Source organism: Campylobacter sp. BCW_6464 (assembly GCF_001762775.1).
Classification (GTDB): domain Bacteria; phylum Campylobacterota; class Campylobacteria; order Campylobacterales; family Campylobacteraceae; genus Campylobacter_D; species Campylobacter_D jejuni.
This window is the reverse complement of record NZ_MJXM01000026.1, coordinates 1-24,703: the sequence shown is the minus strand read 5'-3', so window position 1 is coordinate 24,703 and position 24,703 is coordinate 1. Positions and strand designations below refer to the sequence as shown.

The window sequence follows — 24,703 nt, the reverse complement described above, 5'->3', positions numbered from 1 at the left end:
TATTTTCCTTTTTGAATTTTTAAATATAGTGATATTTTTTTAAGTATTCTTCTAATTTTTCTTTCGCCTTTTGATGATTTTTTATAAAATCTTCGTGAGCATTTTCATTGCAAAAATTTGTCGCACACAAAATACACTCTGCATCAATATCTAAATTTTGAGCTACGCTTAAAACAGAAAAGGCTTCCATATTTTCTGCAAAAAAACCTAATTTCGAAAATTCTTTTGCTGCTTTTGAATTTTGACAAATATAATTTGAAGAATTGATTTTGATTGTTTCACGAGAAACATTTTCTTTTTCTAAGCAAATTTCATATTTTGCAGGAGTATAAAAAGCATGTGAAATTTTAGAAAATTCTACATTAAAAGCACATGAACTTCTATAAATTTCTAAAATTTCCCCCTTATCATAAAGCCCACAAGTTCCTATAAATATGAGTTTTGATGGTTTTTCTTTTAAGCAAAGTTGACCCAAATGAAAAGCTGATTCAACCAAACCTATACCTATAGCTTTTGCAAAAGAAAAATTTTCATTTCCACCCGCACAAACAATCATTTTGATCCTTATGAAATTTTATAAAAATAATTCTACCTAAAAAGACTTAATTAAGAATTTTTAGATAAAATTATTTCTTATGGTTAAAGCAAAAAAACAATACGGACAAAATTTTTTAATCGATAAAAGCGTATTAGCAAAAATCATCCAAGCCATACCCAAAGAGATGAACAATATCATTGAGATTGGGCCTGGCTTAGGTGATTTAACGCAAGAACTTTTAAAAATTTCTCAAGTAAAAGCTTATGAAATCGATAATGATCTCATACCTATTTTAAAAAAGAAATTTCAAAAAGAACTTGAATGTGGAAAATTTAACTTGATCCATCAAGACGCAAGCGAAGCTTTTAATCCTAGTCTTGATGAAAAACCATATTTTTTGGTTGCAAATTTGCCTTATTATGTTGCAAGTCACATTATATTAAAAGCTTTAGAAGATAAAAATTGTCTAGGGCTTATTGTAATGGTGCAAAAAGAAATGGCTGAAAAATTCTGCGCTAAAGAAGGAAATAGTGAGTTTTCTTCCTTAGGTGTTTTAAGTGCAATGATTTGCGAAAGAAAAATGCTTTTTGATGTTGATCCACAATGTTTTAATCCGCCGCCAAAAGTTGTGTCAGCGGTGATGAGTTTGATTAAAACTAAGGATTTTGATGAACTTTGTGAAATAGAAAATTTCAAAAATTTTCTAAAAGACTGTTTTAAAGCTCCTAGAAAACAACTCTTAGGAAATTTAAAAACATATAAAGCAAAAGTTTTAGAAGTTTTAAGCACTCTTGGCTTAAAAGAAAACATCAGACCACATGAAATTTGCGTTGATTCATACCTTAAAATTTATGACAAATTAAAGGATGAATATGGACGAAAACAAAGAGATAAATAAAAACGAACAAAATCCGAACTCAAATTCAAAAAACAATAAACGCTATAAATATAAAAATCGTAGAAAAAAATTAGTTGATTCTTTGCAAAATGAAAATGATACTCCAAAAATCGATCAAAATTCCAACAAGGAAAATTCTGAAAACTCAGAAAATAAAACTGAGAAAAAAAAGAAGAAAAATCGTAATCTTCCTTCAAAACTCACAGGCAATGAAGATTGGCAAATCGCTCTTGCAGAATGTATAGAAGCCAACCGTGTTTCACATGAAAACCGCTTGCACCCTTTAAAATATAATAATTCTAGCGAACATAAAATCCGCATCACTCCTTTAGGGGGCTTAGGGGAAATTGGTGGAAATATCAGTGTTTTTGAAACCAATAAAGACGCAATTATAGTAGATATAGGTATGAGTTTTCCAGATGGGACTATGCATGGGGTAGATATTATCATCCCTGATTTTGATTATGTAAGAAAAATTAAAGATAAAATTCGTGGTATAGTGATCACCCATGCACACGAAGATCATATCGGTGCGGTGCCTTATTTCTTTAAAGAATTTCAATTTCCTATCTACGCTACGCCTTTGGCTTTAGGAATGATTTCAAACAAATTTGAAGAACATGGCTTAAAAGCAGAACGCAAATGGTTTCGCCCTGTAGAAAAACGCAAAGTTTATGAAATAGGTGAATTTGATATAGAGTGGATCCATATCACGCATTCTATCATTGATGCTTCAGCACTTGCGATCAAGACAAAAGCAGGAACTATTATCCACACAGGTGATTTTAAAATCGATCAAACTCCAATTGATGGCTATCCAACAGACTTAGGGCGTTTGGCACATTATGGAGAAGAAGGGGTTTTATGTCTTTTAAGTGATAGTACAAATTCCTATAAAGAAGGTTATACAAAAAGTGAAAGCTCTGTAGGACCAACTTTTGATCAAATTTTTGCACGCACCAAAGGCAGGGTGATCATGAGTACTTTTAGTTCTAATATCCACCGCGTTTATCAGGCCATCGCTTATGGTTTAAAATACGGTAGAAAAGTTTGCGTTATCGGTCGCTCTATGGAAAGAAATCTTTATACCACTATGGAATTAGGCTACATCAAACTTGATAAAAAAATTTTCATCGATGCTGATGAAGTAAGCAAATACAAAGACAATGAAGTGCTTATCGTAACCACAGGAAGTCAAGGCGAAACCATGAGTGCGCTTTATAGAATGGCAACAGATGAGCATAAATTTATAAAAATCAAACCTACAGATCAAGTGATCATTTCAGCTAAAGCTATACCAGGAAATGAAGCAAGTGTTTCTGCTGTGCTTGATTATCTTTTAAAAGCAGGAGCTAAAGTAGCGTATCAAGAATTTAGCGAAATTCATGTAAGCGGACACGCTAGTATAGAAGAGCAAAAACTTATGCTAACTCTTACTAAACCTAAATTTTTCTTACCGGTTCATGGGGAATACAACCATATCACCAAACACAAAGAAACAGCAATGAAGTGCGGTATCCCTGAAAGAAATATTTATCTTATGAGTGATGGCGATCAAGTAGAACTTTGTCAAAAATATGTCAAACGCATAAAAACCGTAAAAACAGGTAAAGTTTTTGTAGATAATCAAATCAACAAACAAATCGCCGATGATGTAGTTATAGATCGCCAAAAACTTGCAGATAGTGGTATAGTAGTTATTATCGCACAAATTGACAAAGCTACAAAAACACTGATCAACAAGCCAAGAGTATTTAGCTATGGGCTAGTAGCTGACAAACACGATCATGCTTTTAGCAAAGATATGGCTGAAGTTTTAGGACAGTTTTTCATCAATGTTAAAGATGAAGTACTCAATGATCCAAGATTTTTAGAAAATCAAATCCGCCAAGTTTTAAGAAAACACATCTTTAGAAAGATTAAAAAATACCCAACCATAGTTCCAACTATTTTTGTAATGTAAAAAAGGGCAAAAACGCCCTTTTTAAGGAAGATCAAATGAGAATTAATAAATTTATATCCCATAATACCTGCTATTCACGTCGTGAAGCTGATGAGCTTATCAAACAAGGCTTAATAAAAATAAACAACAAAATTGCCCTTTTAAGCGATGAGGTTAAATTTGATGATAAAGTCTTTGTTAAAGGTAAAAGAGTGCAAAAAAGAACACAATTTAGCGTGATAATCTACCATAAACAAAAAGGTGAAATTGTCAGTAAAAAAGACGATCGTGGAAGAAAAACCATATACGATACCTTGCCAAGACAATTTAGCACTTGGCTTAGCGTAGGTAGGCTGGATTATGCAAGTGAAGGCTTACTTTTGCTTACAGATTCTCCTGTGATTGCTGATGCTTTAATGCATAGTGATTTAGAAAGAGAATACTATCTTAAAGTTAAAGGTATGGTGAGCAAACAAGTCATCGAGGCAATGCAAAATGGATTTGAGATTAAAAATGAAAAAAAAGGCGCACATGTAAAAACCAAAATCACCTCTATGAGTTTTGCTCCTTTTATAGACTTTGAAATTTTTGGATCAAGTGGAGGTTATACCAAGCTTAGAGTGGTTATAAATGAAGGTAAAAATAGAGAGCTTAGACGCTTTTTTGGGCATTTTGATCTTGAGGTTATGGATCTTAAGCGTGTTGCTTTTGGGGCTTTAGATCTTGGTATGTTAAAAGCGGGAAAATATCGCTATTTGGAAAATGGCGAATATGAAAAATTAAGAGATTTTTTAAAATTTAATGAAATAAGATATTGATCATTATATACAAAAATTTAAAAAATAATGATAATTTTTAAATTCTAAAAATTCTATTATTATCCTTTTTAAAAGGAAAATAATAGAAAAATTTCATCAAATTCCTTGACTTTGAAAACAAGATTTTATATACTCTCATTTCAATTTTTATAAATTGGTTAGTTTTTAACTAACGAGTTCTTTTTAAAGGAAATATTATGGAAAGAATTAGGCTTAAGCTAAAAGCTTATGACCATCGAGTACTAGACAGAACAGTTGCAGCAATCGTAGAAGCTGTTAAAAGAACAGGTGCGGATATCAGAGGTCCGATACCAATGCCTACTAAAATCAAACGCTATACAGTTTTAAAATCTCCACACATTAACAAAGATTCTCGTGAGCAGTTTGAGATAAGAATTCACGCGCGTATGCTAGATATAGTAGCAGCGACTCCAGATACAGTTGATTCTTTAACTAAGCTTGATTTAGCGCCAGAAGTAAGCGTTGAAGTAAGAGCTATGGGTAAGTAAGGATAAGATATGGAATATATTGTAGAAAAAATCGGAATGAGCAGAACAATTACTAATCCAAGTATCGCTGTAACTTTACTAAGAGTTGTAAATGCAAAAGTATGTGAGGTTAAAGGCGGAAAGGCTTTAGTAGCATATCCAAAAGGTAAAGCAAGTAATAAATGTGTCGCAGGACAACAAAAAAAGTATAATCTTTCTGCAGAATACAATAGATTTGCGACTTTAGAAGTAGCAAATACTGAAGCAGGAGATTTAGATGAAACTCCATTAAATGAAGCAAAAATTTTAAAAGTAAGCTTTAACACCAAAGGTAGAGGTTATAGCGGTGTTATGAAAAGACATAACTTTGCAGGGGGTCCAGCAAGTCACGGTTCGAGATTTCATAGACGCCACGGATCTATTGGTAATAGAGAATGGCCAGGTCGTGTTCAACCAGGTATGAAAATGGCAGGACACTATGGAAATACTAAAGTAACCGTTAAAAACGAAGTTGTATCTTATGATGCTGAAAACAAAATTTTAGTAGTTAAGGGTGCAGTACCAGGTTATAATGATGCTATGGGTAAAATAAGGATTGCAAAATGAGTAAAGTAGTTGTTTTAAATGATAAATTAGAAAAAGCAGGTGAACTTGATTTACCTTCAAAATATGCGGAAGTAAATCCACACAATCTTTACTTATATGTAAAATCTTACCTTGCAAGTTTAAGAGCAAATACAGCTCATACTAAAGGTAGAAGTGATGTAAGCGGTGGTGGTAAAAAACCTTGGAGACAAAAAGGTCGTGGCGGTGCTAGAGCGGGTTCAACAAGAACTAACGTTTGGGTAGGCGGTGCGGTTGCTTTTGGTCCAACAAATGAAAGAAACTACTTCCAAAAAGTAAATAAAAAACAAAAAAGATTGGCGCTTGAAAGAGCTTTAGCAGATAAAGCAGCTAAAGGTGTGTTATTTACTGCTGATTCTTTGGCTATTGAAAGTGGTAAAACAAAAGATGCAAACGCTGTGATTAAAAAACTTGGCGTCAAAGATGCTTTAATCGTTAAAGATTTACTAGATGAAAAAACACTTTTAGCTTACAGAAATTTAGCAAATTGCTATGTAGTTGATGTAACTGAAGTAAATGCTTATTTAGTATCTGTATTTAATGCTGTTATCATAGAAAAATCAGCGTTAGAATCTATTACAAAAGAGGGATAATTATGGCAGATATTACTGATATAAAGACTATACTTTACACAGAAAAAAGTTTGAATTTGCAAGAGCAAGGTGTCGTAGTTATTCAAACTTCACCAAAGATGACTAAAACAGGCTTAAAAGCGGTTTTAAAAGAGTATTTTGGTGTAACTCCAAAAAGCATCAATTCATTAAGAATGGATGGAAAAGTTAAGCGTTTTAGAGGTCGTTTAGGTCAAAGAAACGATTACAAAAAATTCTATGTTAAGCTACCTGAAGGTGTTAGCTTAGAAAATACGGAGGCTTAAGATGGCAATTAAAACTTATAAACCATATACTCCAAGTAGAAGATATATCACAGGTTTAAGTTCTGAAGATATTACAGCTAAACCAAGTGTGCGCTCACTACTTGTTAAACTTCCAGTGCACGCAGGTCGTAATAGCTATGGAAGAATTACAAGTCGTCATAAAGAAGCGGGTGCTAAAAAACTTTACAGAATTATTGATTTTAAACGCCGTAAATTTGGTATAGAAGGCAAAGTAGAAGCAATCGAGTATGATCCATATAGAAATTGTAGAATTGCTTTGATTGCTTATAAAGATGGGGAAAAAAGATATATTCTTCAACCACGTGGATTAAGCGTTGGCGATATTGTTGCAGCTGCTGAAAGCGGACTTGATATTAAACCAGGTAACGCAATGAAACTTAAAAACATTCCTGTGGGTACTATTGTTCATAATGTTGAGTTAAAGCCAGGTAAAGGCGGTCAAATGATTCGTTCTGCGGGTGCTTACGCACAACTTATGGGTAAAGAAGAAAAATATGTTATTTTAAGACTTGCAAGCGGCGAAATGAGACAAGTTTTAGCTGAATGTATGGCAAGTATCGGCGAAGTAGGTAACGAAGAATGGGCTAATGTAACTATCGGTAAAGCAGGTAGAAATCGCCATAGAGGTATCCGTCCACAAACTCGTGGTTCTGCTATGAACCCAGTAGATCACCCGCACGGTGGGGGTGAAGGTAAGAAAAATTCAGGCCGTCATCCAGTAACTCCATGGGGTAAACCAACCAAAGGTGCGAAAACTCGTCGTAAAAAAGCTAGCGATAAGCTAATAATTTCAAGAAGAAAAGGAAAGTAAGATGGCTAGATCACTAAAAAAAGGTCCTTTTGTTGATGATCATGTAATGAAAAAAGTCATCGCTGCTAAAAAGGCTAATGATAATAAACCAATTAAAACTTGGTCAAGAAGAAGCACAATTACTCCTGATATGATAGGACTTACATTTAATGTTCATAATGGTAAAAGCTTTATTCCAGTTTATATTACTGAAAATCATATCGGTTATAAGCTTGGTGAATTTGCTCCAACACGCACATTTAAAGGGCATAAAGGCTCTGTGCAAAAGAAAATTGGTAAGTAAGGGATAAGATATGAGTAAAGCATTAATTAAATTCATAAGATTATCTCCAACTAAAGCAAGATTGATTGCTAGGGAAGTTCAGGGGATGAATGCAGAATTAGCTATGGCTAGTTTAAAATTTATGCCAAATAAAGGTGCAAAATATATCGCAAACGCAATTTCAAGTGCAGTAGCAAATGGTGGCTTTGAAGCAAACGAAGTGGTTGTAAAAAGTTGTCGCGTGGATGCAGCTGCGGTGTTGAAAAGATTTAGACCAAGAGCTAGAGGAAGTGCAAGTCGTATTAGAAAACCAACTTCACATATTTTAGTAGAAGTGGCAAAAGCAGAAGTGAAAGCTGAAGAGAAAAAAGCAGTAGCTAAAAAAACTACTACAACAAAAGCTCCAGCTAAAAAAACAACAAGCACTAAAAAAGCAACAGCGAAAAAGGAAAGCTAATGGGACAAAAAGTTAATCCAATTGGTCTAAGACTAGGAATCAATAGAAACTGGGAATCAAGATGGTTTCCAACTAAAGCAAATTTAGTAGAAAATATCGGTGAAGATTACAAAATCAGAGCTTTCTTAAAAAGAAAACTTTATTACGCAGGAATTAGCCAAATTTTAGTAGAAAGAACTGCTAAAAAACTTCGCGTTACTGTAGTTGCTGCAAGACCAGGTATCATCATCGGTAAAAAAGGTAGTGATGTTGATAATTTAAGAAAAGAATTGCAAGATTTAATCGGTAAAGATGTAAATATCAATATCAAAGAAGAAAGAAAAGCAGGAGCTTCAGCTCAACTTGCTGCTGAAAGTGTTGCAACTCAACTTGAAAAAAGAATTGCTTTTAGAAGAGCAATGAAAAAAGTAATTCAAGGCGCGCAAAAAGCAGGCGCTAAAGGGATTAAAGTTTCAGTTTCTGGTCGTTTAGGCGGTGCTGAAATGGCAAGAACAGAATGGTATCTTGAAGGACGCGTTCCACTTCATACTTTAAGAGCAAAAATCGATTATGGTTTTGCAGAAGCTAGAACTACTTATGGAAACATAGGGGTTAAAGTATGGATCTTTAAAGGTGAGGTATTACACAAAGGTATGCAACCTGAAAAAACTGAAGAAAGTGCTCCAGCTAAAAAGCCAAGACGCACAAGAAGGGGTAAATAATCATGTTAATGCCAAAAAGAACTAAATATCGCAAAATGATGAAAGGGCGTAACAGAGGTTATGCTAATCGTGGAACAGAATTTACTTTTGGTGAATTTGCATTAAAAGCAACTGAAGCAGGACGCATTAACTCACGCCAAATCGAAGCAGCGCGTATTGCTTTAACTCGTTTCGTTAAAAGACAAGGAAAAACTTGGATTAGAGTTTTCCCAGATAAGCCTTTGACAAAAAAACCTTTAGAAACTCGTATGGGTAAAGGTAAAGGTGCTGTTGAGGAATGGGTAATGAATATCAAGCCAGGCCGTATCATTTATGAAATGGCAGGAGTAAGCGAAGAAATGGCAAGAGAAGCATTGACTTTAGCTATGCATAAACTTCCATTTAAAACTAAGTTTGTTACAAGAGAGAGCCAAAATGAAATATACTGAGATTAAAGATAAAACAGCAGCTGAGCTTGCAACAATGCTAAAAGAAAAAAAGGTGCTTTTATTCACTTTAAAACAAAAGCTAAAAACAATGCAACTTACTAATCCAAAAGAGATTAGCCAAGTAAAAAAAGACATTGCTAGAATAAATACAGCAATTAACGCTTTAAGATAAGGATAGAGAAAATGGCATTTAAAAGAGAAATTCAAGGCGTTGTTGTTAAAATCGCTGGTGAAAAAACCGCAAGTGTTTTGGTTGAAAGAAAAGTGGTTCATCCAAGATATAGAAAAATTGTTAAACGCTTTAAAAAATATCTAATTCATGATGAGAGAAATGAAGTTAAAGTGGGTGATACTGTTGTTGCAGTAGAATGCAGACCACTTTCAAAAAGAAAATCATTTCGCTTAAAATCTGTATTAGCTACAGGAGTTGAGTAATGATTCAAAGTTTTACAAGACTTGCAGTTGCTGATAATAGCGGTGCAAAAGAATTAATGTGTATCAAGGTTTTAGGGGGTAGCAAAAGAAGATACGCTACCGTAGGTGATGTAATCGTTGCATCTGTTAAAAAAGCTTTACCAAATGGAAAAGTTAAAAAAGGTCAAGTGGTAAAAGCGGTTATCGTTAGAACTAAAAAAGAAATTCATAGAGATAATGGTTCTTTGATTCGTTTTGATGAAAATGCTGCGGTTATTCTTGACAACAAAAGAGAGCCTATCGGAACTCGTATCTTTGGGCCAGTGGGCAGAGAAGTTAGATATGGTGGCTTTATGAAAATCGTTTCACTAGCACCGGAGGTATTATAATGGCGGTTAAATTAAAAATCAAAAAAGGTGATAGCGTTAAGGTTATCACAGGCGATGATAAAGGTAAAATAGGTAAAGTTTTAGCGGTATATCCAAAAACACTTAAAGTGGTAGTTGAAGGATGTAAAATCGCTAAAAAAGCTATTAAGCCGAGTGAGAAAAACCCAAATGGTGGTTTTATCAATAAAGAAATGCCAATGGATATTTCCAATGTGGCAAAAGTTCAGGAGTAAGCGATGATGAGATTAAAAGAAAAATACAATCAAAGCATTAAACCTGCATTGGTTAAAGAATTTGATATTAAAAATCCTATGCTTATCCCTGTGATCGAAAAAGTAGTTATCAGCGTAGGTGCTGGTGAGTTGGCTAAAGATCAAAAAGTATTGCAAAATGTTGCAGATACTATTTCTTTAATTGCAGGACAAAAGGCTGTGATTACTAAAGCTAAAAAATCAGTTGCAGGATTTAAAGTTCGCGAAGGTTTTCCTGTGGGTGTAATGGTAACTTTAAGAAAAGAAAATATGTATGCTTTTCTTGATAAATTAATTTCTATTGCTTTGCCAAGGGTGAAAGACTTTAGAGGTTTAAGTAGAGATGGTTTTGATGGACGCGGAAACTATAACTTCGGTCTTGATGAGCAGTTGATGTTCCCAGAAGTGGAGTATGATAAAATTTTAAGAACTCATGGTATGAATATTTCTATAGTTACAACAGCACAAAATGACAAACAGGCACAAAAGTTATTAGAACTTATCGGTGTGCCATTTACAAAAGGAAAGTAAGATGGCTAAAAAATCAATGATTGCAAAAGCGGCACGCAAGCCTAAATTTAAGGTTAGAGCTTATACGAGATGCCAAATTTGTGGGCGTCCGCATTCGGTTTATAGAGATTTTGGAATTTGCAGAGTTTGCTTAAGAAAAATGGGCAATGAAGGTTTGATTCCAGGCCTTAAGAAAGCAAGTTGGTAAGGATAAAATATGATAAATGATATTATTTCAGATTCACTCACTCGTATCAGAAATGCAGGAATGAGAAAGCTTGAAACAACCAAGCTTTTACATTCTAAAGTTGTAGAAGCTTTAGTTGGAATTTTTCAAGCTAAGGGCTATATTGAGAGTTTTAATGTTATTGAAGAAGATAAAAAGAAATTTATCAATGTAGTTTTAAAATACGATGAAAAAGGTAAGAGTGTTATCAATGAGCTTAAAAGAATTTCTAAGCCTGGTCGTCGTGTTTATAAAGGTAAAGATGAAATCAAGCGTTTTAAAAACGGTTATGGTACTATCGTAGTTAGCACAAGTCGTGGCGTTTTAGCTAATGATGAAGCTTATAAAGCAGGTGTTGGCGGCGAAATTTTATGTACTATTTGGTAAAAAATCTGCTTTTTATGGCATTGGGTATCCATTCTTTTAAAAAAGTAGAAATATCCTAGACAAATAAAAAGGAAAAATATGTCTCGTATAGGTAAACAACCGATTGCTATTCCAGCAGGAGTAGAAGTAAAATTAGAAGGAAATTTGCTTAAATTTAAAAAAGGAAATTTGGCAAAAGAACTTGATACTAAAGCAAATGTAAATGTTGAGATTAAAGATAATAATATTCTTTTTTCTCCAAAAGGTGAAGATAGACAAAGTAGGGCTTATTGGGGAACTTACAGAGCTTTAGCTTACAATATCGTTGTAGGTTTAACTCAAGGTTTTTCAAAAACTCTTGAAATCAATGGAGTTGGTTATAAAGCAGCTTTAAAAGGTAAAGTTTTAGAACTAAGCCTTGGTTTTTCTCATCCTATTAATTATGATATTCCAGAAGGAATTGAAATTGTAGTGGATAAAAATACTATTACAGTTAAAGGAAGTGATAAACAAGTTGTAGGTCAAGTTGCTGCTCAAATTCGTGAATTTAGACCACCAGAGCCATATAAAGGAAAAGGCGTTAAGTATTCTGATGAACGCATTATCCGCAAAGCTGGTAAGACATCTAAGAAGTAAGGGTAGAATATGAGAGCAAATGTATTAAAAAGAAAACTAACTTTAAGAATCAAAAGAAAAAAAAGAATTAGAGCGAAAATTTCAGGTTGTGAAAATTTTCCAAGAATTTCTGTATTTAAATCGAACAGAACTCTATATATCCAAGCGATTGATGATGCAAAAGCTGTAACTTTAGCAGCAGTTGATGGACGCAAACTTGGCGTTAAAGCAAATAAAGAAGGCGCTAAAAAAATCGCTGCTGAATTTGCTAAAACTTTAAAAACTAAAAAGATAGAACAAGCTGTTTTTGATAGAAATGGTTATGTATATCATGGTGTTATTGCAGTTTTAGCTGAATCTTTAAGAGAAAATGGCATTAGGCTATAAGGGGTAAATCGATGGAAAAATATAATAGAGAAGAATTTGAAGAAGTAATCGTCGATATCGGCAGAGTTACTAAGGTTGTTAAAGGTGGTAGAAGATTTAGATTTACTGCTTTAGTTATCGTTGGAAACCGCAAAGGTTTGGTAGGTGTTGGTTATGGTAAGGCTAAGGAAGTTCCAGATGCTATCCGTAAAGCTGTTGACGATGCGTTTAAAAATATCGTTGAAGTTAAAACTAAAGGCTCAACTATCGCTCATGATGTAGAGGTAAAATACAACGCAAGTAGAATTTTACTTAAACCAGCTAGTGAAGGTACAGGAGTTATCGCGGGTGGTTCTACACGCCCTATCGTCGAGCTTGCAGGTATTAAAGACATCTTAACCAAGTCTTTGGGTTCAAATAATTCAGCTAATGTGGTTCGTGCTACAATCAAAGCTTTAACAATGTTAAAAGGATAAGAAGATGAATTTAACAAAAGCAGCGGGTTCAACGCATAAAACTAAAAGAATTGGTCGTGGTCAAGGTTCTGGCATGGGTAAGACTGCTACTAAAGGGGGTAAAGGTCAAACTGCTAGAAAAGGCTATAATGAAAAAAGAGGTTTTGAAGGGGGTCAACAACCACTTCAAAGAAGACTACCAAAAGTAGGTTTTACTTCTAAAATTCAAAAACCTTATGTAATCAATGTTGAAAAAATCACAGCTGTAAAAGAGCTTAGTGAAATTACATTTGAGAGCATTAAAAGTGTTCACAAAATTTCAAAATCTGTGAATAAAATCAAATTAATTGGTGTAAGTGCAAAAGACTTAGTATCAAAAATCAAAGACGAGAATATTAGCGTCACCGGATCAAAATAATGAATAGAGCATTGACGAATAAGATTTTAATCACCTTAGCATTTTTGTTTGCTTATAGGGTTCTGGCTTATGTGCCAGTTCCTGGCGTCAATGCTGATGTGATTGCGGAATTTTTTAATAACAATCAAAACAATGCTTTGGGTTTATTTAATGTTTTTAGTGGTGGAGCGGCTGAACGCTTTTCTATCATTTCTTTAGGTATTATGCCTTATATTACTGCTTCTATTATTATGGAGCTTCTTGCAGCAACTTTTCCAAATATTGGTAAGATGAAAAAAGAGCGTGATAGTATGCAAAAATATATGCAAATTATCCGTTATGCGACTATTGTGATTACTTTGGTTCAAAGTATAGGCGTTGCTATAGGTTTGCAAAGCTTACATGGTCGTGGTGGCGCAGGGGCTATAATGGTGGAAGATTTAAATATGTTTATCGCACTTTGTGCTATTTCCATGCTTGCAGGAACTATGCTTTTAATGTGGCTTGGCGAACAAATTACACAAAGAGGTATAGGAAATGGTATTTCTTTAATCATTTTTGCAGGTATTGTTTCAGGTATTCCAAGAGCGATTTCAGGAACTGTAGGACAAATTAATTCAGGTGAGATGAATTTCTTAACCGCTTTTGCAATTTTTGCTTTGATTTTAATCACTATAGGCGTGATTATTTATGTAGAACTTGGAGAAAGAAGAATTCCTATTTCTTATTCTCGTAAAGTTGTAATGCAAAATCAAAACAAACGCATTATGAATTATATTCCTATTAAACTCAATCTTAGTGGAGTTATTCCACCGATTTTTGCTAGTGCGATTTTGATGTTTCCAACAACGATTTTACAAACTAGTACAAATCCTTATCTACAAGCCATTAATGACTTTTTAAATCCAAATGGTTATTTGTTTCATGTTTTAACCTTCTTGTTTGTAATTTTCTTTGCTTATTTTTATGCTTCTATTGTATTTAACGCTAAAGACATAGCAGAAAATTTGAAAAAGCAAGGCGGTTTTATCCCTGGAATTCGTCCAGGTGAAGGAACTTCAAATTATCTTAATGAAGTGGCTTCTCGTTTAACTTTATCAGGTTCTATTTATTTAGGGCTTGTTGCAACCTTGCCTTGGGTTTTGGTGAAATTTATGGGTGTGCCTTTTCATTTTGGCGGTACTTCTGTACTTATTGTAGTTCAAGTAGCGCTTGATACAATGAGAAAAATTGAAGCTCAAATTTATATGAGTAAATACCAAACTTTAAGTGCAGTAGGTTTGTAATAAATAAAATTAGCAAGATTTTTCTTGCTAATTTATCCTAGGTTTTTGCTTTAAAAATAAAAACACAATGCACACTATAAAAATTACTATTGACCATATTAAAAAAGCATCTACAAGACCCATTTTCCTAACGATAGGTTGAGAGATAATAGGACTTAAAAATTGTCCTAAAAATATACAACTTGCTAAAATTCCATAAGCCCTAGCGCGAGCATTTTCAGGACAGATTGAAAAAAGATAAGCCGTATTATTTACAAGCATAATACCTCCGCCCATTCCAAGCAAAGCTAAGGCGATTAAAACTGTGAAAAAGCTATCTACTAAAAAAAGCAGCAAAAAAGAACAAGATACGATAAAAAGAGTTAAAACATAGATAGTTTTAATACTTAAGAATTTTATAATATATCTATAGCTTAGAGAGAAAAAACCATAACATAGTGCAGACACAGACATCGAAATACCTATATATTTAGGGTCCAATCTTAAATGTTCTTCTATATAGTAAGGAAGTTGAGTTGGCGAAATATAATAAACTACCATGATAAAAAAACCTATAAAATAGATAGGGAAAAATTGCCAATAATTTGTTTTTGCTTCTATTTTTGTATGATTATAGAATTTAAATTTTCTAGGTTCAAAAAGATAAATGATAGCCATTAAGGTAATTAAAATTCCAAGTCCATACACCAAAAAAGGATAACGCCAAGAATAACTTGAAACAAATCCCGCAATAGAAATAAAAATAGCACCCCCTACCGCACAAAAAAATCCTTGAAGACTTAAAGCATTTTCTCTGCGATTAAAGCCACCGCGACTATAATAATCTCCAAGTAAAGCCGAAGCGCCTGTCATTATAAAAGCAGTTGCCATACCAAAAATAGCTCTTGAAGTCAGTATAGCATAAATATCATTTAAGAAAAAGCCACTTACTCCAGAAATAGTCCAAACCACCATAGCTGGAAGAATGAATTTTAATTTGCCAAATTTATCCATTAAAATACCAGCGAATGGAGATAAAATGACAACAAAAATAGCAGGAATGGTTAAAACTAAGCGAACAAGTATATCAAGATGAGCTAATGTGAAACTTGAAGCAAGAGTAGCACCACTTTGGGTTAAAAGTTCTTCAAAATGTCTGTTGATAGCAGGTAGAGCAGATGAAATGACTACACTTCCTAGCATAGTCATAGCGGCCATAGAAAACACAGCTGCTTTAAATCCGGATTTTTCGGTAATTTGAATTATTTTTTTATCCATTTTTGTATCATTTGGATGAAATTTATAAGTTTTGCCATTCATAATTTTGCCTTTTTTATTTTATTATACTCCAAAAATTATGATTTGTATTTAAAATTACTTAAAATTATATTTTATTTATTTTGTTATGATAGTTTTGTTTTTAAAATATATTTTATAAGTAGAATTTTAAATAATTTTAGCTAAATTCAGCTTTTTATTTAACAAGGGTGTAAAATGAAGAAAAATTTAATCATAGTAGAATCTCCTGCAAAAGCTAAAACCATAGGAAATTTTTTGGGAAAAGATTATGAAGTGATTGCTTCTAAAGGACATATTAGAGATTTACCTAAATCAAGCTTTGGGATTAAAATAGAAGATGATGAATTTATCCCTGAGTATAGAATCACAAGCGATCATAGCGCCTTAGTTAAAGAACTTAAAAGCAAAGCCAAAGATGCCAAAGAAGTCTATCTTGCAACGGATGAGGATAGAGAAGGAGAAGCCATAGCTTATCATATTGCAAAAGCTATAGGAAAAGATGAAAACACCTTGCCACGCATCGTTTTCCATGAAATTACTAAAAGTGCTATAGAAAATGCTTTAAAAAATCCAAGAAAATTAGATATGCACTCTGTAAATGCCCAACAAACTAGACGCCTTTTAGATCGCATTGTAGGATATAAACTCAGCCCCTTATTGGGGCAAAAAATTCAAAGAGGACTTAGCGCAGGGCGTGTTCAAAGTGCGGCTTTAAAGATCATAGTCGATCGTGAAAAAGAAATTCGTGCCTTTGTACCACTGGAATATTTTAGCATAGATATGATTTTTCAAAAAGATTTGGATGCAGAACTAGTTGAGTTTGACAAAGCTAAGATAGAAAAACTTACCATTATCAACAAAGATCGTGCCAAACTTGTACTGGAAGCTTGCAAAAATGAAGCTTATACTATAAGTGACATTGAAAGCAAAGAAAGAAAAATCGCTCCACCACCTCCTTTTATGACTTCAACTTTACAGCAAAGTGCTAGCAATCGCCTTGGTTTTAACCCTAAAAAAACCATGATGATAGCTCAAAAACTCTATGAAGGAGTAAATACTCACGAGGGCGTGATGGGGGTTATTACCTACATGAGAACTGATAGTTTAAATTTGGCCAAAGAAGCTATAGAGAATGCAAGAAAATTCATACAAGCAAATTTTGGCCAAGACTATCTTCCAAGCAAAGCAAATGTATATACTACAAAGGCCAAAGGCGCCCAAGAAGCACATGAAGCTATACGCCCTACAAATTTAAGTTTTACTCCAGAAATTGCAGCTAAATTTTTAGACAAAGATGAGTTAAAACTTTACACACTTATTTACAATCGCTTTTTAGCCTGTCAGATGAATCCTGCTATTTCTCAAACTCAAAATGTATTTGTAAAAAATGATAGAGCAGTTTTTAAAATAGGCGGTAGAAAAATCCTTTTTGAGGGATATTATAAAGTTTATGGTGATATGGATAAGGATAAAATTTTACCAAATCTTAAAATAGGCCAAAATTTAAAAGTGCAAAATTTAGAAATGAACTCACATTTTACCGAACCTCCTTCAAGGTATTCAGAAGCAGGACTTGTAAAAAAACTTGAAAGTTTAGGCATAGGTCGTCCTTCTACTTATGCTCCAACCATTTCTATACTTACAAGCCGTGATTATGTAAAAATAGACAAAAAACAACTCATTCCTAGCGAGGTTGCTTTTAATGTAACCGAAGTGCTTGAGAAAAATTTTAGCGATATAGTAGATAGCAAATTTACTTCAAATCTTGAAAACACTTTAGATGAAATCGCAGAAGATAAGGCAGATTGGCAAGAAACTTTAAAAGAATTTTACTATCCTTTTATGAGAAAAATCGAAGAAGGAAAAACAAAAATCGCCAGTCAAAAAACTGTTACAAAATTAGGTGAAAGTTGTCCTGATTGTGGCGGGGAACTTGCTATTAGAAAAGGACGTTTTGGAGAATTTGTAGCGTGTTTAAATTTTCCAAAATGTAAGTATTCAAGAAATTTAAAAAGTGAAAGTAAAAATGAAAGCGAAAATACTGCCGCAAAAGCTAAAGCTAATGGTACAGGTATTACTTGTCCAAGTTGTCAAAAAGGTGAAATCGTAGAACGCTTTTCAAAACGCGGTAAATTTTATGGCTGTAGCGCTTATCCAAAATGCAATTTTATAAGCAAATACAAACCAAGCGAAGAAAAATGCGAAGAGTGTGGCGAAACTTTAGTGATAAAAGAGCTTAAAAAAGGTACATTCTTAGAATGTTTAAAGTGTAAAATTAAAAAAGAAATGAAGGATTAAAATGCAAATCATGCTTTGTGCTATTTCAAATATAGCGAGTGGAAATTGTTCAGAAGACTGTAAATACTGTACCCAAAGTGCCCATGTAAAAACAGATATTCAAAAATATCGTCGTAAAGAACTTTCACAAATCGTTTTAGAAGCAAAAATGGCAAAGAAAAATGAAGCCTTGGGTTTTTGTTTGGTTACAGCAGGACTTGGGCTTGATGATGAAAAGCTTGAGTATATTTGCGAAGCTGCTAAGGCCGTGCAAAAAGAAGTGCCTAACTTGCTTTTAATTGCCTGTAATGGCATGGCAAGCGTGGAACAACTCAAAGAACTTAAAAAAGCAGGAATTTTTTCTTATAATCACAATCTTGAAACTTCTAAGGAATTTTTTCCGCAAATTTGCACCACGCATACTTGGGAAAGTAGATTTCAAACCAATTTAAACGCTAAAGAAGCAGGGCTTATGCTTTGTTGTGGTGGAATCTATGGTATGGGTGAGAGTGAAGAAGATAGGCTAAGTTTTAGAAAATCTTTGCAAGAATTACAACCTTTTTCAACGCCTATTAATTTTTTTATAGCAAATGAAAATTTAAAACTACAAGTTCCAAGACTGAGTGCCGATGAAGCCTTAAAAATTGTTCGTGATACCAAAGAGGCTTTACCGCAAAGCGTGGTAATGGTAGCAGGTGGGCGTGAAGTGGTATTACGAGAAAGACAATATGAAATTTTTCAAGCAGGTGCTGGGGCTATTGTTATAGGGGATTATTTAACCACTAAAGGTGAAGAACCAAGTCAAGATATAATAAAATTAAAAGAAATGGGATTTACTTTTGCATCAGAGTGTCATTGATACACAGGCTTTAATTGATTTAAAAATTCTTATTGTTATAGCTTTATGCTTACTTTTTTCTCCGCATATTGCAAAAATTTTACGCTTGCCTCTTTCGGCTACTGAAATTATTTTAGGGGCAATAATAGCGTATTTTGGTTTCATAGGAAAAAGTGAAAATTTTGCACTTTTAGCCAATGTAGGTTTTTATTATCTAATGTTTATAGCGGGCATGGAGGTAAATTTAAGAGCCTTTTTTAATATGGATAAAGAAGTTGTCAAAAAAAGTTTTTTTTATATTTTTTTACTTTACGCTTTATCTTCTTTTATAGTATGGATTTTTGGACTTTCTTTAGTATTTATTATCATTATACCTGTGATGAGTGTAGGGCTTTTATCTTTACTTTTTAAGGATTTTGGAAAAGAGTGTTATTGGCTAAATATTGCTATGATAGTAGCTACTTTAGCTGAGGTGATTTCTATTGTGCTTTTGACTATAGCGGGAGCTTTTTTGCGCGAAGGAACAGGTATTATTGATGTAGCGCAAAGTATTTTATATCTTAATATCTTTTTGGGACTTTGTTTGCTCGGATTTAAAATGCTTGGTGTGCTTTTTTGGTGGTATCCTCAGCTTAAAGTTGTGCTTATGCCATGGGAAGATAAAAATGAAAAAGATATAAGATTTTGTATGGCCATTTTTATACTGATTATTGTTGCTATGGTTATTACAAAACTTGAAATCGTTCTTGGCTCTTTTATAGCAGGTTCATTTATAGCTACTTTTTTTGATCATAAAAAAGATCTTGAGCGCAAGCTTTCTACTTTTGGACACGGGTTTTTGATCCCTATTTTTTTTATCCATATAGGCTCAACCTTTGATCTTAAAATGATTTTAGATTATAAAATCGTTTTACAAGCATTTTTACTTATGTTTGTTATGGTGGGTTTAAGAATTTTATGTGCAAGTGTTTTTTTAAAAAGAATTGGTTTTAAAAATATGATTTTATTTGGTCTTAGTCATTCTATGCCTTTAACCTTGCTTATAGCAACAGCTACTCTGGGTTATTCGGGCAAGGTTATTGATGAGAAGCTTTATTCAGCACTTATTTTAACAGCATTATTTGAGGCTATTATTGTTATGAGTATGATTAAATTTCTTTCTAATTCTAAAAAATGAAAGTTACTTTTTTACTCAAAAAAGCAAACAAAATCTTAAAAATTCAATAATAAAAAAACTCATAATCGTCCTTTTTTGTTAGAATTAATAAAAGTAACAATAAAAGGAGCGAAAATGTCAAATTCCGTTACTATAACCGATAATAGAAATGGAAAAAGCTATGAATTTCCTATATATGATGGTACAACTGGGCCAAGCGTTGTAGATATGTCAAGTTTTTATAAACAAACAGGAATGTTTTCTTATGATGAGGGCTTAACTTCTACAGCTACTTGTAAATCAAAAATCACTTATATTGATGGAGAAAACGGAATTTTAATGCACCGTGGCTATCCTATAGAGTGGCTTGCTGAAAACAAACTTTATTTAGATGTGGTTCATCTTTTACTTTATAAAGAATTACCTGATGCTACGCGTCTTGAAGCGTTTCGTTATGAAATGAAAAAGCGTTCTTTTATCCATGAAGGTATGCATCGTCTTTTTGATTCTTTCCCTGATAATGCTCATCCTATGGCAGTTTTACAAGGTGCTGTTTCATCGCTTAGTGCTTTTTATCCTGATCATTTAAATATGAACGTAAAAGAAGAATATATGGAAATGGCAGCTAGAATAGTAGCTAAAATCCCTACTATAGTCGCCACCGCTTATAGATATAAACATGGCTTTCCTATGGCTTATCCAAATTTAGATCGTGGTTTTACAGAAAATTTCTTATATATGTTAAGAACTTATCCTTACGATCATGTAGAGCTTAAACCTATAGAGGTAAAAGCACTTGATACAGTTTTTATGCTTCATGCAGATCATGAGCAAAATGCTTCAACTTCAACGGTTCGTGCTGTGGGTTCAACTCATGCTCATCCTTATGCCTGTATAGCAGCAGGTATTGGCGCACTTTGGGGTCATGCACATGGTGGAGCTAATGAAGGTGTTATTAGAATGCTTGAGCAAATAGGTAGTGTTGATAGGGTAGATGAATTCATCAAAAGGGCTAAGGATAAAAACGATCCTTTCCGTTTGATGGGCTTTGGGCATAGGGTTTATAAAAATTTTGATCCTAGAGCAAAAGTGCTTAAAAAACTTCGTGATCAACTTATTGATGAGTTGGGTATTGATACCAATCTTATTAAAGTAGCAACGCGTATAGAAGAGATTGCTTTAAGCGATGATTATTTTGTTCAAAGAGGGCTATATCCGAATGTTGATTTTCATAGCGGACTTATTTTAAAAGCCTTAGGTATTCCAAATGAAATGTTTGCTACTTTATTTGTTATAGGACGCACCCCAGGATGGATAGCTCAGTGGATAGAACAAAAAGAGCAAGAAAGTCTTAAAATAGTCCGTCCAAGACAACTTTATTTGGGTGAAACTAGTAAAATTTAATTAAAATTTTTGTGGAAATTAAAAATTCCACAAAATCTTCTTGTATAATTTTAAAAATCTTATAGAAAGTTTATAATCATGCTTAATCTTGATAAATTTTTAGAAATTGCTATAAATGCTAGCAATCAAGCTTCTAAGGCTATTTTAGAAGAGAGAAAAAATTTCAAAACTTGGGAAAAAGAAGATAAAAGCCCGCTTACATCAGCAGATCTTGCTTCTAATAAAATTTTAAATGATATTTTAGGTTCTACGGATATTAAAATTTTATCAGAAGAAAAATTACTCAGCAAAGAAGAATGTGAAGAATTAAAAACTTTTTGGCTTATTGATCCTCTTGATGGAACAAGTGGTTTTTTAAAAGGCAGTGATGAATTTTGTGTTATGATAAGTTTAGTTCATGACAATCGCCCTGTTTTATCGCTTATACAAAATCCATCAAAAGGTGATATGTTCTATGCTCATGCAAAAACTAAGGTTTATAAAAATGATAAACCTTTGCAAATTGACCAGCAAGAATACGAGAAAAATAAATATAAAGCCTTATTGAGTGTTAATCATCTTAGCAAAGAAGATGAGGACTTTGCAAAAGAGCATCAATTAGAAGCTATTAATATAGGCTCTGGATTGAAATTTTGTGCTATTTTAGAGGCTAAAGCAGGAGTTTATAAAAGATTTGAAAAGCTTAATATTTGGGATATTGTAGCAGGAGATTTTTTAATTAATCAAAATGGAGGATTTATGGGAGATTTTTTTAAAAAATACATTTTATATAACCCTTTAAATTATAAGTCCAGTCCTTTTATTTGTGTTTCATCTAAGAATTTTTTACAAGATTTTTTATAAAATAAAGAGTATAATTTTATATTTAAATAATTTATAGGGATGAAGATGAGGTATTGTTTCATTTTGTTTTTAAGTTTAGTTTTAAGCTCTAATCTTTTGGCAAATAATTTTTCTCAGAAAAAAGTTATTAAAATTGAAAAAAGCACAGATAGTTTTGAGCTAATAGATCTAAATCAAAATGTTGCAAATCCAAATCTAAATCAACAAAAAGCATTGTTTGATAGTTCTACCTTAATTGAAAAAAAATCACAAATCAGCAAAGATAAAGATATTGATTTTGCTATTGTATTAACTTTTAGGAAAAATTTCGGTTATTTTTTAGATGGTTTTAGGGTGAGTGATAAGGAGTTTTCTACATTATTTGCTAAAAATTTGATTCAAAGTTTAAAGCTTAATTGGGTTAATTCTGCTGCAAATGGTATTTATCAAAGTCCTAAAACTTTGTCACATTTTAGTCCTAAGGATGCAAAACTTATAAATGTAAGTCCTTTTTTAACACAAGAAAAAGATAAGGCTAAAATGTATGCTAAATTTACAGATTATGTTGTGGTGGTAAATTTGCAAGATTTTTATGTAAATATTACAAATTATTTTATCACAACAAGCAAGGAAGGTGTGGCTAGTATTAATTTTAAAATCATTTCTACAAGCAATGGAAAAATTCTTTCAGCTAAAAATGCAAAATTAAATTTGACATTAAAAGATCAAGATGCAAAGCAAAATTATCAAGATATTATAAACCAAATGCCAAAAATGCTAGCTGATGTTATCAAAAACCAAATTTTCCACCTAAAGCTCTTAAACTAAGCTTTAGTTTAAAATATCTTTAATCAGTTTTTGCAAATTTCTTTTTGTTTCTTCTCGTTCTTTTATGATAAAACATTTTGCTTTTGGCCAAAAATAACTTTTAGGATTTTCAAATTTTCCCCAACGCCAATCAAATCTAGGATGTAAAAGAACTATAGTAGGAATATCCATAGCTAAACTTAAATGCGCTATAGCACTATCAATACTAAGCATACAGTCAATATCATATAAATAATTTAGAGTATCATTCCAATTTTTTATAAGCTTACTTCTATCTTCTATTACCTTAGGTAATTCTTCTTTTAATTGCATTTGAAAAGAAATGATTTCATAATCTAAGTCTTTTAATATATCAAATAAAAATTCAAATTTTACATTTCTTAATAAATCAGAATTTTCAGCATTAGGAGTAGCATAAAAAATACCAAGTTTTTTTCTTTTATTATGCGGTTTTTTCTGCGGCAATATAGGTGTTTTTAATCGTGAAATCTCATCAAGCTTAATATCAATAAAAAAAGGCAAAGAACAAATAGGAATAGCATAATCAAAATTTGTAGGTAGATTTTTTAAAACCTTTACATTTTTAAAAATATCATCATTTTGATTTAAAAATTTGATTTGATTTTTAAACATTTCATACATGGCACTTTGAGGAGCAAATAAAACCTTTGAAGCGATTTTGCAAAGTTTTTCTAAGCATCTTGCATACATTATAGTATCGCCAAAGCCTTGCTCGCAAAATACTAAAACTTCTTTATTTTTAAAAGCATCAACGCCAAATTTATTAAAAGCTTTTAAGCTTTCATTATAATGATAAGTAGAAAAAGTTTCATTATGAGCATAAAATAATCTGCTTTCATAATACTTCTTGCCCTCTTCAAAATTATCATCCACTCCCATACGCATCAAAAGATAAGCCAAATCAAATTGATAGGTTGCATGAGAATCCAAGCTAAGACATTTTTTATAAGCATGATAAGCTTCTTGATAGTTTGAGTTAAATTCTAATACCTTAGCATAGTTTTGCCAAAACTGTGCATGGTGTTGATTGGCTTCTTGTAGTGATTGAAAAAGTTCTAAAGAATCAGATATTCTAAAAAGCTTAAAAAGCAAGTATGCTTTTTGGGGTAAAATTTGATGAGTTAAAAAATCTTCTATTTTAGAAATGGTAAGATTTTCTTTGGTTTTACTGTGAAGCCTATCTTCGAGTTTGACTAAATTAAGATTGGTTTGTTCAGCAATGATTCCTTTTTGTAGTTTATCAATCAAATCTTGCATAAAATGACACAAGTGCTCATGTGCATTTAATGCCTTCGTAAAATCATGTTTAAAATAAATTTCTGCATAATTTTTCCATAGATTAAGATTATACATATCTTTAGAAAGTAATTCTTTGAAAATTTGTTCAGATTCTTCTAGTTTATTACTCAGTTTATAAATAAAAGCCAATTCTAACTTAAGTTCATCTTCTAAATCATCTTTGCGAGTTAAAAGTGTTTGTAATAAATTCAAGGCTTCATCAAGTCTTAAATTTTCAATATAGCTTTTAGCAAGCATAAGACCATTAAAACTTGTAGGATTTAAAGAAAAAAGCTCTTGAGCATAATATAAAGCTTTTTGAAAAAGAGAAAGTTTATAAGAAGAAAGCATAGCAAATTCTAAAGCAAATTTTGGACTTTCTTTTAAAAATTGCTCACTCAAGTTTAAACATTTTTCATAATTAGCATTAAAATAATAATAATGAATTTTATCAAACATATTTTTCCTTGATAGTTACATTAAAATCTAATATTATCTTATAAGTTGCATAAAAAGATAATTATATTTTTATAAAATTAAATAATAAAACAAAAATAAATACAATAAAAACATCCATCCTAATAATTTTAAAATTATTAGGATGAAATTTTTAACAAGTAGGAGAGTAAACTAATTAAACTAAGTATGATCTTTTATAAGA

General features: G+C 32.4%; 33 protein-coding genes. 30 read left to right on the top strand and 3 right to left on the bottom strand.

What is annotated here, in order from left to right; genetic code table 11:
* Positions 1 to 19 precede the first annotated feature (19 nt).
* Positions 20 to 556, bottom strand: a complete 537-nt coding sequence (locus tag AJ885_RS00910; protein ID WP_004305850.1) for a purine-nucleoside phosphorylase — start codon at positions 554 to 556, stop codon at positions 20 to 22.
* 79 nt (positions 557 to 635) lie between these two features.
* On the opposite strand from AJ885_RS00910, the gene rsmA reads away from it, so the two are divergent.
* The 24 genes from rsmA (at position 636) to secY (ending at position 14,140) form a co-directional block, all read left to right on the top strand.
* On the top strand, positions 636 to 1,436 hold the full coding sequence (rsmA, locus tag AJ885_RS00905; protein ID WP_004305848.1) for a 16S rRNA (adenine(1518)-N(6)/adenine(1519)-N(6))-dimethyltransferase RsmA: 801 nt from the start codon (positions 636 to 638) through the stop codon (positions 1,434 to 1,436).
* Complete coding sequence (locus tag AJ885_RS00900) at positions 1,405 to 3,399, top strand: ribonuclease J (protein ID WP_079860274.1); 1,995 nt, start codon at positions 1,405 to 1,407, stop codon at positions 3,397 to 3,399. Before rsmA ends, AJ885_RS00900 begins: the two co-directional genes overlap by 32 nt.
* Positions 3,400 to 3,434: 35 nt before the next feature.
* Positions 3,435 to 4,196 (top strand): pseudouridine synthase, encoded by a 762-nt coding sequence (locus tag AJ885_RS00895; RefSeq protein ID WP_004305844.1) that lies wholly within the window; start codon positions 3,435 to 3,437, stop codon positions 4,194 to 4,196.
* Between the two features lie 197 nt (positions 4,197 to 4,393).
* The gene (rpsJ, locus tag AJ885_RS00890; RefSeq protein WP_002779353.1) at positions 4,394 to 4,705 is read left to right on the top strand and encodes a 30S ribosomal protein S10; all 312 of its coding nucleotides are present in this window, start codon (positions 4,394 to 4,396) and stop codon (positions 4,703 to 4,705) included.
* Positions 4,706 to 4,714: 9 nt separating this feature from the next.
* Positions 4,715 to 5,290 carry a 50S ribosomal protein L3 gene (rplC, locus tag AJ885_RS00885; RefSeq protein ID WP_070280583.1) on the top strand — a complete coding sequence of 192 codons (576 nt, stop codon included), beginning with the start codon at positions 4,715 to 4,717 and terminating at the stop codon, positions 5,288 to 5,290.
* A complete protein-coding gene (rplD, locus tag AJ885_RS00880) occupies positions 5,287 to 5,901 on the top strand; it encodes a 50S ribosomal protein L4 (protein ID WP_002829330.1) in 615 nt (204 codons plus the stop codon). The genes rplC and rplD overlap by 4 nt, the downstream gene beginning before the upstream one ends.
* 2 nt (positions 5,902 to 5,903) lie before the next feature.
* Positions 5,904 to 6,185 carry a 50S ribosomal protein L23 gene (locus tag AJ885_RS00875; RefSeq protein ID WP_002856384.1) on the top strand — a complete coding sequence of 94 codons (282 nt, stop codon included), beginning with the start codon at positions 5,904 to 5,906 and terminating at the stop codon, positions 6,183 to 6,185.
* A 1-nt stretch (position 6,186) separates the two neighbouring features.
* Positions 6,187 to 7,017 (top strand): 50S ribosomal protein L2, encoded by an 831-nt coding sequence (rplB, locus tag AJ885_RS00870; protein ID WP_002869292.1) that lies wholly within the window; start codon positions 6,187 to 6,189, stop codon positions 7,015 to 7,017.
* A gap of 1 nt (position 7,018) precedes the next feature.
* On the top strand, positions 7,019 to 7,300 hold the full coding sequence (gene rpsS, locus AJ885_RS00865) for a 30S ribosomal protein S19 (RefSeq protein WP_002851509.1): 282 nt from the start codon (positions 7,019 to 7,021) through the stop codon (positions 7,298 to 7,300).
* Positions 7,301 to 7,310: 10 nt separating this feature from the next.
* Positions 7,311 to 7,736: a 50S ribosomal protein L22 gene (rplV, locus tag AJ885_RS00860; protein WP_004305840.1), complete on the top strand. Its 426-nt coding sequence runs from the start codon at positions 7,311 to 7,313 to the stop codon at positions 7,734 to 7,736.
* A complete protein-coding gene (rpsC, locus tag AJ885_RS00855) occupies positions 7,736 to 8,437 on the top strand; it encodes a 30S ribosomal protein S3 (RefSeq protein ID WP_002851138.1) in 702 nt (233 codons plus the stop codon). Before rplV ends, rpsC begins: the two co-directional genes overlap by 1 nt.
* Positions 8,438 to 8,439: 2 nt before the next feature.
* The gene (gene rplP / locus AJ885_RS00850) at positions 8,440 to 8,865 is read left to right on the top strand and encodes a 50S ribosomal protein L16 (RefSeq protein ID WP_002779441.1); all 426 of its coding nucleotides are present in this window, start codon (positions 8,440 to 8,442) and stop codon (positions 8,863 to 8,865) included.
* On the top strand, positions 8,852 to 9,037 hold the full coding sequence (gene rpmC / locus AJ885_RS00845) for a 50S ribosomal protein L29 (RefSeq protein ID WP_002851566.1): 186 nt from the start codon (positions 8,852 to 8,854) through the stop codon (positions 9,035 to 9,037). Before rplP ends, rpmC begins: the two co-directional genes overlap by 14 nt.
* An 11-nt stretch (positions 9,038 to 9,048) precedes the next feature.
* Positions 9,049 to 9,300, top strand: coding sequence for a 30S ribosomal protein S17 (rpsQ, locus tag AJ885_RS00840; protein WP_002851549.1), 252 nt, complete (start codon positions 9,049 to 9,051; stop codon positions 9,298 to 9,300).
* Positions 9,300 to 9,668, top strand: a complete 369-nt coding sequence (gene rplN / locus AJ885_RS00835; protein WP_002779438.1) for a 50S ribosomal protein L14 — start codon at positions 9,300 to 9,302, stop codon at positions 9,666 to 9,668. Before rpsQ ends, rplN begins: the two co-directional genes overlap by 1 nt.
* Positions 9,668 to 9,901, top strand: a complete 234-nt coding sequence (gene rplX, locus AJ885_RS00830; RefSeq protein WP_070248637.1) for a 50S ribosomal protein L24 — start codon at positions 9,668 to 9,670, stop codon at positions 9,899 to 9,901. Before rplN ends, rplX begins: the two co-directional genes overlap by 1 nt.
* A gap of 3 nt (positions 9,902 to 9,904) precedes the next feature.
* Entirely contained in the window at positions 9,905 to 10,450 is a 546-nt protein-coding gene (gene rplE, locus AJ885_RS00825; protein ID WP_002851453.1) for a 50S ribosomal protein L5, read from the top strand.
* 1 nt (position 10,451) lies between these two features.
* Positions 10,452 to 10,637, top strand: a complete 186-nt coding sequence (locus tag AJ885_RS00820) for a type Z 30S ribosomal protein S14 (RefSeq protein WP_002851478.1) — start codon at positions 10,452 to 10,454, stop codon at positions 10,635 to 10,637.
* 9 nt (positions 10,638 to 10,646) lie between these two features.
* A complete protein-coding gene (gene rpsH / locus AJ885_RS00815) occupies positions 10,647 to 11,042 on the top strand; it encodes a 30S ribosomal protein S8 (RefSeq protein ID WP_002860830.1) in 396 nt (131 codons plus the stop codon).
* A 78-nt stretch (positions 11,043 to 11,120) separates the two neighbouring features.
* Complete coding sequence (gene rplF, locus AJ885_RS00810) at positions 11,121 to 11,657, top strand: 50S ribosomal protein L6 (protein ID WP_004305835.1); 537 nt, start codon at positions 11,121 to 11,123, stop codon at positions 11,655 to 11,657.
* A 9-nt stretch (positions 11,658 to 11,666) separates the two neighbouring features.
* Positions 11,667 to 12,023 carry a 50S ribosomal protein L18 gene (gene rplR / locus AJ885_RS00805; protein ID WP_044778598.1) on the top strand — a complete coding sequence of 119 codons (357 nt, stop codon included), beginning with the start codon at positions 11,667 to 11,669 and terminating at the stop codon, positions 12,021 to 12,023.
* Between the two features lie 11 nt (positions 12,024 to 12,034).
* A complete protein-coding gene (gene rpsE, locus AJ885_RS00800; RefSeq protein WP_002779428.1) occupies positions 12,035 to 12,478 on the top strand; it encodes a 30S ribosomal protein S5 in 444 nt (147 codons plus the stop codon).
* Positions 12,479 to 12,482: 4 nt separating this feature from the next.
* A complete protein-coding gene (gene rplO / locus AJ885_RS00795; protein ID WP_002868266.1) occupies positions 12,483 to 12,875 on the top strand; it encodes a 50S ribosomal protein L15 in 393 nt (130 codons plus the stop codon).
* Positions 12,875 to 14,140 (top strand): preprotein translocase subunit SecY, encoded by a 1,266-nt coding sequence (gene secY / locus AJ885_RS00790; RefSeq protein WP_002860827.1) that lies wholly within the window; start codon positions 12,875 to 12,877, stop codon positions 14,138 to 14,140. Before rplO ends, secY begins: the two co-directional genes overlap by 1 nt.
* A 27-nt stretch (positions 14,141 to 14,167) precedes the next feature.
* Here secY and AJ885_RS00785 read toward each other — a convergent pair whose 3' ends face one another.
* Positions 14,168 to 15,439: an MFS transporter gene (locus tag AJ885_RS00785; protein WP_044779753.1), complete on the bottom strand. Its 1,272-nt coding sequence runs from the start codon at positions 15,437 to 15,439 to the stop codon at positions 14,168 to 14,170.
* A gap of 174 nt (positions 15,440 to 15,613) precedes the next feature.
* Between AJ885_RS00785 and topA the strand changes: the two genes are divergently transcribed.
* The 6 genes from topA (at position 15,614) to AJ885_RS00755 (ending at position 22,743) form a co-directional block, all read left to right on the top strand.
* On the top strand, positions 15,614 to 17,716 hold the full coding sequence (gene topA / locus AJ885_RS00780) for a type I DNA topoisomerase (protein ID WP_044779754.1): 2,103 nt from the start codon (positions 15,614 to 15,616) through the stop codon (positions 17,714 to 17,716).
* A 1-nt stretch (position 17,717) separates the two neighbouring features.
* Complete coding sequence (locus AJ885_RS00775) at positions 17,718 to 18,554, top strand: biotin synthase (RefSeq protein WP_044779755.1); 837 nt, start codon at positions 17,718 to 17,720, stop codon at positions 18,552 to 18,554.
* Positions 18,535 to 19,710, top strand: coding sequence for a cation:proton antiporter (locus AJ885_RS00770; protein WP_044779757.1), 1,176 nt, complete (start codon positions 18,535 to 18,537; stop codon positions 19,708 to 19,710). Before AJ885_RS00775 ends, AJ885_RS00770 begins: the two co-directional genes overlap by 20 nt.
* Before the next feature lie 114 nt (positions 19,711 to 19,824).
* Positions 19,825 to 21,093, top strand: a complete 1,269-nt coding sequence (locus AJ885_RS00765) for a citrate synthase (RefSeq protein WP_002851494.1) — start codon at positions 19,825 to 19,827, stop codon at positions 21,091 to 21,093.
* Between the two features lie 78 nt (positions 21,094 to 21,171).
* Positions 21,172 to 21,936: a 3'(2'),5'-bisphosphate nucleotidase CysQ gene (locus tag AJ885_RS00760; protein WP_044779758.1), complete on the top strand. Its 765-nt coding sequence runs from the start codon at positions 21,172 to 21,174 to the stop codon at positions 21,934 to 21,936.
* A gap of 39 nt (positions 21,937 to 21,975) precedes the next feature.
* A complete protein-coding gene (locus AJ885_RS00755) occupies positions 21,976 to 22,743 on the top strand; it encodes a hypothetical protein (RefSeq protein ID WP_074487267.1) in 768 nt (255 codons plus the stop codon).
* A gap of 3 nt (positions 22,744 to 22,746) precedes the next feature.
* On the opposite strand, the gene AJ885_RS00750 is transcribed toward AJ885_RS00755, so the two are convergent.
* Positions 22,747 to 24,501 (bottom strand): hypothetical protein, encoded by a 1,755-nt coding sequence (locus AJ885_RS00750; RefSeq protein WP_070280582.1) that lies wholly within the window; start codon positions 24,499 to 24,501, stop codon positions 22,747 to 22,749.
* Positions 24,502 to 24,703 lie beyond the last annotated feature (202 nt).